This window comes from Nonomuraea harbinensis (assembly GCF_019396385.1).
GTDB lineage: Bacteria > Actinomycetota > Actinomycetes > Streptosporangiales > Streptosporangiaceae > Nonomuraea > Nonomuraea ferruginea.
The window spans coordinates 1-2,027 of record NZ_JAHKRN010000117.1 but is presented as its reverse complement, the minus strand read 5'-3'; the positions used below and the strand labels follow the sequence as shown (position 1 = coordinate 2,027).

1 protein-coding gene is annotated in these 2,027 nt (G+C 67.6%); it reads right to left on the bottom strand.

The window, feature by feature from the left end; translation table 11 throughout:
- Positions 1–2,027 (bottom strand): DNA-directed RNA polymerase subunit beta (gene rpoB, locus KME79_RS44245; RefSeq protein ID WP_219552661.1); only part of this gene is annotated, 2,027 nt, incomplete at both ends.

The window sequence follows — 2,027 nt, the reverse complement described above, 5'->3', positions numbered from 1 at the left end:
CAGCGCCCACACCTCCATCTCACCGAAGCGCTGGCCGCCGAACTGGGCCTTACCGCCGAGCGGCTGCTGGGTGATCATGGAGTACGGGCCGGTCGACCGCGCGTGGATCTTGTCGTCGACCAGGTGGTGGAGCTTCAGGATGTAGATGTAGCCCACGGCGATGGGGTGCGGGAACGGCTCGCCGGAGCGGCCGTCGAACAGCCGGGCCTTCCCGCTGCGCTCCACCAGCCGGTCGCCGTCGCGGTTGGGCACGGTGCTGTCGAGCAGACCGATGATCTCCTCTTCGTGGGCGCCGTCGAAGACGGGCGTGGCCACGTTGGTGCCGGGCTCTACGCGTTCGAAGCCCTTCTCGCGCAGCCGCTCGGCCCACGCCTCCTGGATGCCGGTGATGTCCCAGCCCCGGGCGGCGATCCACCCCAGATGGGTCTCCAGCACCTGGCCCACGTTCATCCGGCCGGGCACGCCCAGCGGGTTGAGGATGATGTCGACCGGCGTGCCGTCCTCCAGGAACGGCATGTCCTCCACCGGCAGGATCTTGGAGATGACGCCCTTGTTGCCGTGACGGCCGGCCAGCTTGTCACCGTCAGTGATCTTACGCTTCTGCGCCACATACACGCGCACCAGCTCGTTGACCCCCGGCGGCAGCTCGTCGCCCTCCTCACGGGAGAACACCCGAACCCCGATGACCTTGCCCTGCTCACCGTGCGGCACCTTCAGCGAGGTGTCACGCACCTCACGCGCCTTCTCACCGAAGATCGCCCGCAGCAGCCGCTCCTCCGGAGTCAGCTCGGTCTCACCCTTCGGCGTGACCTTGCCGACCAGGATGTCGCCGGGAACCACCTCGGCGCCGATCCGGATGATGCCGCGCTCGTCGAGATCGGCCAGCACCTCCTCGGAGACGTTCGGGATGTCCCGGGTGATCTCCTCAGGGCCCAGCTTCGTGTCACGGGCGTCGACCTCGTGCTCCTCGATGTGGATCGAGGACAGCACGTCATCCTGCACCAGCCGCTGGGACAGGATGATCGCGTCTTCGTAGTTGTGGCCCTCCCACGGCATGAACGCCACCAGGAGGTTCTTGCCCAGCGCCATCTCGCCGTTCTCGGTGCAGGGACCGTCGGCGATGACCTGGTTGACCTCGATCCGGTCACCCTCGGCCACGATCGGCTTCTGGTTGAACGAGGTGCCCTGGTTGGACCGCTTGAACTTGGCCACCCGGTAGGTGGTGCGGGTGCCGTCGTCGTTGGCCACGGTGATGTAATCCGCCGAGACCTCCTCGGCCACCCCTGCCTTCTCCGCGATCACCATGTCGCCGGGATCGGTCGCGGCACGGTATTCCATGCCGGTGCCGACCAGCGGCGCCTCGCTCTTGAGCAGCGGCACCGACTGGCGCATCATGTTGGCGCCCATGAGCGCGCGGTTGGCGTCGTCGTGCTCCAGGAACGGGATCATCGCGGTGGCGACCGACACCATCTGGCGCGGCGACACGTCCATGTAGTGCACGTCGTCGGAGCGTACGTACTCGAACTCGCCGCCCTTGGTGCGGACCAGCACGCGCCGTTCGGCGAACCCGCCGTCGGCCGACAGCGGGGAGTTGGCCTGGGCGATGACGTAGCGGTCTTCCTCGTCGGCGGTGAGGTACACGATCTGGTCGGTCACCTTGCCGTCGACGACCTTGCGGTAGGGCGTCTCGATGAAGCCGAACGGGTTGAGCCTGGCGAAGGAGGCGAGCGAGCCGATCAGGCCGATGTTGGGGCCTTCGGGAGTCTCGATCGGGCACATCCGGCCGTAGTGGGACGGGTGCACGTCGCGGACCTCCATGCCCGCCCGCTCACGCGACAGGCCGCCGGGGCCGAGCGCGTTCAGCCGCCGCTTGTGCGTCAGGCCGGCCAGCGGGTTGGTGTGGTCCATGAACTGGGACAGCTGGGAGGTGCCGAAGAACTCCTTGATCGACGCCACCACCGGGCGGATGTTGATCAGGGTCTGCGGCGTGATCGCCTCGACGTCCTGGGTGGTCATCCGCTCGCGGA